This is a genomic window from Arsenicibacter sp. R0_47 (genome assembly GCF_057652235.1).
This window is the reverse complement of sequence record NZ_JBYFCJ010000069.1, coordinates 1-6,668: the sequence shown is the minus strand read 5'-3', so window position 1 is coordinate 6,668 and position 6,668 is coordinate 1. Positions and strand designations below refer to the sequence as shown.

Here is a 6,668-nt window from a genome sequence, read left to right as displayed (position 1 = left end):
GCCGAACCGGTGCGCCGGAGCGGGTAGATCAAAATTCCTTAGCGTAATTCTTTGTCCCGTTGCTAAAAGAACCCCTATTCAGGTAACTTCATTACCGATACCTCGCTGCCGGCAGGCTGGTATCAGGTCCGCCATGCCGATTATACGAATTCCGGTTTTGACCGCGGGCACCTCTGCCCCTCCGACGACCGCGACAGTACAGCGGATGAGAACCGCAGCACCTTTCTGCTGACCAACATCGTGCCCCAGTCGCCGGTCCACAATCAGCAGGCATGGCGGCTGCTGGAAGATTACTGCCGTGATCTGGTCGGGCAGGGTAACGAGCTTTACATTACAGCCGGTGTTTCGGGTACGGGCGGCATCGGTTCCAACGGCGCAGCCACTACCGTCGGATCGGGCAGGGTAACAGTTCCGGAAGTACTCTGGAAAGTGATATTAGTGTTACCCGTCGGTCAGGATGATGTGTGTAGGGTCAATACAGCCACGCGGGTGATTGCCGTCTGGATGCCGAATCAGCAGGTGGTGGGTTCGCAGCCGTGGACGAATTTCCGTACGTCGGTCGATGCCATCGAGAGCATGACCGGTCTTGATTTTTTCGGTAACCTGCCTCATCCGGTACAGTCGGTCATAGAGAGTACTGTCGACATGCAGAAAGTGGCGGAGGTATTCCTGTATCCGGCATTCTGATAAAATCTTTCCTATCTCACCGCGCCTTATCCCTCCTCTCTGCTACGTAATGACAGGAAGGCTGCTCTTTCGGCGTCCGGCTCAGCCGCTGCCCGGTTACCCAGCCTTCTCAGGATTGCGGCTCTGACGCTATAGGCAGCAGCGCTTTCCGGATTGCTGATTATCGCTTTATTAACATAACGGAGTGCCTTTCTGTACCTGCCAAAAGCAAAGCAGGTTGCGGCCTCTTTAATCAATGCATCACTATCATAATCCGGGTACAACGCCGCAGGCAGGCATCCGGCCCTTTGATATTCTCTGGCTGAAAACAGATTTTTGATAAATCCCATTGCTTAAAGGGGTCGGCTTACACCTTGACAGGTCCCGCCCTGTCCTCTAAGTTAAGCGGGATTTTGACGAATCCGTAGCCGGATACTATACAATTACGGGATATAGACTCAGATCATTTTATTGCTGACAAATAAAGAGACTATAGTACTATTTTAATATACCCTTTCCGGGTACTTAATAAGATCAGAAATCGCCGGGACTGATTTCTACACTAAGGGATTCCTTACGCATAAGAACAATTACCCCGGGGGGGGTATAAAAAAACGGCATTGCACAGGGGGCGGATGGTGTATCAGCCCCGTTCAGGCCGGTAATACAGGATATACCGTATTGCCTGATTGAAGCCCCGGGGACTGTCCACACCGTGAAAAACCACGGTCAAAGCCCGCTTTGTTTATCAAAGATACTATCTGACTGTAAACGAGCCGCTTATCGATACAGAAGGGCGCAATCAGCTATATGTCTCTAGAGAGCGATACAAAAAGAGCACCAGGTTCACTTTTTTACCCTCCGATCAGGGCATAAGGAGCTGCGAGGGCCAGACAGCCCTTACCAGTCAATAACATTAAATAATAAAACCGGGCTTCAAGGCGAGTCCGGCTTTAGTTCATTAGTTCAAGTGAATTATACTATTGGCTGCAAATAACAACAACAAAGCCGAGTATTGCCAGTGCCGGTGACTATCCAAAAGAAAATTAAGGATACTCAAACAGCATGATTTTAAGTTCTGCCAGTATCAGCAGTTTCGCATGCAGCAAAAAATCCAGCACCTTCAGGGTCGGAATTATCTTTGTGCAGCGTACTCCGTCAATACTGATTACTTCGATTTTGTAATAGTTGTGCCCCCTGAAAGGAATGTAACAGGGCTGTATGGTTACATCAAAAAAGTACTGTTCTCCATGGCCAACGCCAACAATGACCAGATTCAGTTCGTCCTCCTGCGAATCATACCCGTCCAGGCTATAGGGCGTGTACATGCCTGAAAATAAAAACGGGTTCACTACGTGCAGGCTGTCAATTGCCTTTTCAAGATACGTCATCAGATAAGATCAGAAGTTGCAGCGCCGGGGCTACTCCGGCGCGGATTTGTATCCCGCAAAATAACAGGCTATGAATTTTGTAACAGTAAAGTTACTCAGCGGTCCGGATAACGTAATATGATCTTATTTTCTATCAAAAGAGTTATTTTTTGTGCTTGCTCAGCCTCAATCAGGCGGGTTCTGCTAATGAGCCGTTTTGGCATTTTACCTGCTCTGTTGCCGTGCGTTAAGCCATTTTGTATAGCTGACGGACTTCTGAAGCGCCCCGTTTTTTTGTATCGTCAAATCCGTAGACACGATACTTATCGTATATATGAAAGAACAGCCGGCCCGGCATATCATTTATCCGGAGCCGGCAGATAAGACGACAGTTTACTTAGCGTTTATGACTTCAGATTTATCTTCTCCTGTTGACCGGGAGGCGGCCATTCTTAAGGCAGCGGCTCATCCCCTCCGTCTGCAGCTCATTATGCTGCTGCGTAAAGCCTCTCAGGGAATTAGCGTCCGGCAGCTTCAGCAGCAGCTGGCAATTGATCATAATACCGTTTCCCACCATCTGAGTCTGCTGCGGGACAAGGGAATCGTAACAGCAACGCCCAAAAGCAATGAGCGCTACTATTCACTAAGCCACATACGGCTGGCTGAAGCAGTCAGTGTATTGCTTGAGCAGTAGCCGTTTTGGGTCATCGCCCTGCTATGCCCGTTTCTCCCTGACAGCTAACCAGCTCCGGACTTGATTACAGAAATTAACTCAACCATAGCAACCCCGTTTCCACAGGATGAAGCGGGGTACGAAAATGCCCTGCGGTTCCTGCGTGCTGAACGTATTCCGTTCCCGGCCAGTGAATCCGCCGGGGTAATCATCAATCTTGCCAATGACTGCGCAAAAGCCTGTAACCTGCTGATCATTGACTATAACCAGATGCAGGCTATTGTATTTAGTCTGCGCAGGACACCGGCAATAATCTGGGAGCAGGATCTTACCATGCCGCTAACGGGGCAGGTAATACGTTTCCGGCGCGGAATAGATGACAGATGGGCGCCGGTCACCCCGGTACTGTATTTACCGGACGGGACATAAAAATGCCGGCAACAGAGCGGCCGGCACTTTTACCATTACATTTCATAGATCCATTTATACTATGCATACACCGGTCTAACCACCGGTATGGAAAGATGGCAGAATTTTCTATGCTATGGTACATTAAGGGGATTCACGTTATGCCTCTGTGATTCAAAGAGACATAAAAACGATGATACGGTAGGGGAAGCTAATTTTTGCCGGGTATGGCGGCATCTGCCGGACCTGATATCTTTTCATTAAAGCTTAAAGCAGGCATATCCGCAGGCGGGATATGGCCGGGCCGGAAAACAATGATCCGGCCAGTGTGGACCGGAATGCTGTTTTCCGGCTCGGCAGGAGTATGTGCTTTAGGCAGGGCACGCTCAATTTGAGACTGTATAAGCATGAACGCAACCAGGCTCAGGGCAGACATGAGCAGAAAGAATAAAACAGAACCACGCAGGATAGGTGCCAGGGAGGCCAGGGAGAGCGTCTGATGAATTTGCTGACCGGTGTCGGGCCGGATAAGCTTATAAGCAATCAGCAAATTACCGATAAACATGCTGATCAGGATACTGCGGAGGAGAACAAGTGATAACAGCTTACGCTGTCGGTCTTCCGGGGAAATGCGCTGTCGGCCGGTAGCTTTCATAGTTTGTTATTTTTACGTTATTCCGTAATTAACATAAACCGGAGATAACCGTTTTACGCTTCTATCTAATGGTATAACCGCATTCAGGCTGATAATCAGGCTATACGGCTTTACAGGCTGTTTTTCCCGCCGGAAATGGCAGAAAAAGTTACCGGCCGGTAACGCTCATTAATTTTTTCAAACAAAGTCCGAACCAGTCTGTTGTTTACTGCTAAGAAAGCCGGCCAAAGCGGCCGGATCATTACGTCACAATACTCAACGACAATGAAAAAGGTAATTATGGGGGCAGCGTGCGCATTGCTGCTGATCACACAAGCCGCTATGGCACAAGCCGTCCAGGAAGGCAAAGAGGCGAAAAAAGAAATGAAAGCGGAAAAGAAACTGGCCAAAGCAGCCGAAAAACGGAAAGATGCCCGCGATCAGAACCGGATTGAAATTCCGGCGATAAACGACGATAAAACAAAACTGGCTGAAGCAAAAAAGAAAGAAGAGAAAGCCGTCAAGAAAGCCATGAAGAGTGACGCCAAACACCTGAAAGCACACGCCAAGGATAAAACCAAAAAAGCGGACCAAAGTGTTGATTAGCCGTCTGGTACACCAGGTATAGGGAAAGGCCCGTTTTTTGCCGTGCTACACTACCAAAGGTAGCCTTTGCGGCCGTCAGTCTATATGGCACTACACATTCTGACGGATAAGTTAAGGTGCCGGCTAACCAAAGAATCCGTTATTACCATCATTCACTTAAACTATGCCGTTAACGCCCGGGCAAAAGTGCCCGGGTGATCTTTCAGGTAACGAAGCCTGATGAAGCAGCACTCCGGAGCGCTTTTCGGTTCATGCCACGATGTATCATGTATCTTTGCTTTATGCTGACAGGTTCCCGCGTTTGATTCTATTGCACAACATGGTGACAAAAGCCCGGTGAATAAAGCAAAGCCTTACCTACACTTGCCGGGCCATCGCCGCTCCAATGCGTACAGATAAATTTAACCGGCTGAACTTACGGGCATTGTACAAAGACAATGCCCGCTTTTTATAAACGATATAGTCAGTAAGCTTTACTACAGTCAAATATGTTAAAAAAAGACTAAATACGTTATACAGTAACTTAACAGTTATTACTAACCGGTAACGAGAAAATAATACCGGCTGTTGTAGTGGCAACGCCATCGCCCGGCTTCACGACGGATTGATGAAACCAGCCGTTAAACTGCTTGTGGATGTAATGTTTTTCGTACTGCCGGGGCTGGTCTGTTTCCGTCACATGCTTAAGAGCCTCAAATATGCCTTCTTTCACAACCTCGGGCTGGATCTGCAACAGGCTCTTACTTAGCACATCACCGTAGATTTTTTCGGCTGCATGGTTATTAAGAATCCGGGTAAAACCGATTATTTCCCCATGTTAATTCCGAACTACTTCAAAGACCTGAATCATATCCATTAAGGAATCCTGTGTTGCCCGAAGCAACTCCCGGGTAGCCGGCAACCCGCTGGCCTGTTGATTGGGTTGGAAGACCATAGCGGTTGAATGTATGAGTAGTAAGATAGAGTTACTGAGAGGGCGGTAAACAATATTGTTTTTTCACCAGGTGAACGGACGGACTATACGATAGCGCTCTGACCACCATAGGAACATTGTTTGTCGTAAACCGGAAGAAGCTAACAATACACAGACAGCCGGCACCGAAGTGAACAGCACTGACTATGTTTTTACATAGATTTTACTTTCATGCCCTTTATGCAGTTTTTCGCCTGCAAAACAGTCGCTTTTTACCGTTCTTTATGAAAATCAGCACTCCGGTCACGTTACCGAACTCATGGATACGCGCAGGTTTAAATCGAATCAGCTATCAAAAGCAGCCAGAACCAGCTGGCTGCTGGCACCCATAGCCGGTATAGGGATCTTTATTATTTTATATCTGGTAGCGGCTTTGCTTTATCCGGGCGGGTCGCAGGCCAACCCGCAGGATATTGGCTTTAGCTGGATGCATAACTACTGGTGCAATCTTTTTAATACCGAAGCCATAAACGGACAACCTAATCCGGCACGGCCGGTGGCTTTACCGGCTATGCTGATTCTGTGTGGTTCACTGGCTCTTTTCTGGTATCATTTACCTGCCCTGTTTGCTTTCAGCAAATCCGGTAGCCGGATGCTGCAAGGCAGCGGTATACTATCCATGACGCTGGCAGGCCTAATTGTTACCCCTTACCATGATCTGTTTATCAATCTGGCCGGTTTGTGCGGCCTTATTGCCCTGATCTACACGTTTACCGGCCTGTACCGTCAGCAGTACAAAGGCTTGTTGGGGTCAGGTTGCGGGTGTCTGGCGTTAATGGGATTAAACAATTACATCTACTACACGCGGGATCACCTCTACTGGCTACCTTCCCTTCAGAAAGTTACGTTTGCATTTTTTCTGAGCTGGGTGTGTTTATTGACCTGGCAGATTTATCGAACCCAGAAATTACTATCCGGAAATAAAGCCATGTAAATCTGTAAACATTCAGGCTCTCATTCTCTCAGATCGGGAGGTTTTTGTAAGAATGCCAACCTGCCGTTACAACGTCTGGCCTGGGGATTAAGAGTGCTTTTTTTTCATCGCCCGGCTTGCCTATATGCCTTCCGCCGGCTTACACAGCAACACCAGCTGAGCAGTTTTACCTACTCTCTGAAAGTACCGCTTTTCCCCCTTTTTCACGCCCAAAACCCAAATTTGGTCAAATAAGGAAAGTCCTGACCAAATAGGGAAAGTTTTTGGTCAAATAAGGAACATGTTTGTCGGCAGGATCAGCCAGCTTTACCACCGGAAACTTAGCTGATCAATGAGCATGCCTACTATCCCCTCCGGCAGTTCCGCCCACTGGCGGGTTGACCCTACAGTACGCTGTTTGCAGG

At 48.2% G+C, this 6,668-nt stretch carries 9 protein-coding genes; 5 read left to right on the top strand and 4 right to left on the bottom strand.

Annotated features, from left to right (window positions below; translation table 11 throughout):
* The first annotated feature begins 90 nt into the window (after nucleotides 1–90).
* Nucleotides 91–687 (top strand): DNA/RNA non-specific endonuclease, encoded by a 597-nt coding sequence (locus AC23NW_RS35700; protein ID WP_487455439.1) that lies wholly within the window; start codon nucleotides 91–93, stop codon nucleotides 685–687.
* Nucleotides 688–713: 26 nt separating this feature from the next.
* On the opposite strand, the gene AC23NW_RS35695 is transcribed toward AC23NW_RS35700, so the two are convergent.
* Both AC23NW_RS35695 and AC23NW_RS35690 read right to left on the bottom strand, forming a co-directional pair.
* A complete protein-coding gene (locus tag AC23NW_RS35695; RefSeq protein WP_487455438.1) occupies nucleotides 714–1,016 on the bottom strand; it encodes a hypothetical protein in 303 nt (100 codons plus the stop codon).
* A 696-nt stretch (nucleotides 1,017–1,712) separates the two neighbouring features.
* Nucleotides 1,713–2,057: a hypothetical protein gene (locus AC23NW_RS35690; protein ID WP_487455436.1), complete on the bottom strand. Its 345-nt coding sequence runs from the start codon at nucleotides 2,055–2,057 to the stop codon at nucleotides 1,713–1,715.
* A 313-nt stretch (nucleotides 2,058–2,370) separates the two neighbouring features.
* Between AC23NW_RS35690 and AC23NW_RS35685 the strand changes: the two genes are divergently transcribed.
* Both AC23NW_RS35685 and AC23NW_RS35680 read left to right on the top strand, forming a co-directional pair.
* Nucleotides 2,371–2,730 carry an ArsR/SmtB family transcription factor gene (locus AC23NW_RS35685; RefSeq protein ID WP_487455435.1) on the top strand — a complete coding sequence of 120 codons (360 nt, stop codon included), beginning with the start codon at nucleotides 2,371–2,373 and terminating at the stop codon, nucleotides 2,728–2,730.
* Between the two features lie 60 nt (nucleotides 2,731–2,790).
* Complete coding sequence (locus AC23NW_RS35680) at nucleotides 2,791–3,138, top strand: hypothetical protein (RefSeq protein WP_487455433.1); 348 nt, start codon at nucleotides 2,791–2,793, stop codon at nucleotides 3,136–3,138.
* Nucleotides 3,139–3,328: 190 nt separating this feature from the next.
* Here the strand turns inward: AC23NW_RS35680 and AC23NW_RS35675 are convergent, their stop codons facing one another.
* Entirely contained in the window at nucleotides 3,329–3,772 is a 444-nt protein-coding gene (locus tag AC23NW_RS35675; protein WP_487455432.1) for a hypothetical protein, read from the bottom strand.
* A gap of 264 nt (nucleotides 3,773–4,036) precedes the next feature.
* Between AC23NW_RS35675 and AC23NW_RS35670 the strand changes: the two genes are divergently transcribed.
* Nucleotides 4,037–4,357 (top strand): hypothetical protein, encoded by a 321-nt coding sequence (locus tag AC23NW_RS35670; protein WP_487455430.1) that lies wholly within the window; start codon nucleotides 4,037–4,039, stop codon nucleotides 4,355–4,357.
* Nucleotides 4,358–4,880: 523 nt separating this feature from the next.
* Here AC23NW_RS35670 and AC23NW_RS35665 read toward each other — a convergent pair.
* Nucleotides 4,881–5,108 (bottom strand): hypothetical protein, encoded by a 228-nt coding sequence (locus AC23NW_RS35665; protein WP_487455429.1) that lies wholly within the window; start codon nucleotides 5,106–5,108, stop codon nucleotides 4,881–4,883.
* Between the two features lie 481 nt (nucleotides 5,109–5,589).
* Here AC23NW_RS35665 and AC23NW_RS35660 point away from each other — a divergent pair, with 481 nt between their 5' ends.
* Nucleotides 5,590–6,264, top strand: coding sequence for a hypothetical protein (locus tag AC23NW_RS35660; protein WP_487455427.1), 675 nt, complete (start codon nucleotides 5,590–5,592; stop codon nucleotides 6,262–6,264).
* Nucleotides 6,265–6,668 lie beyond the last annotated feature (404 nt).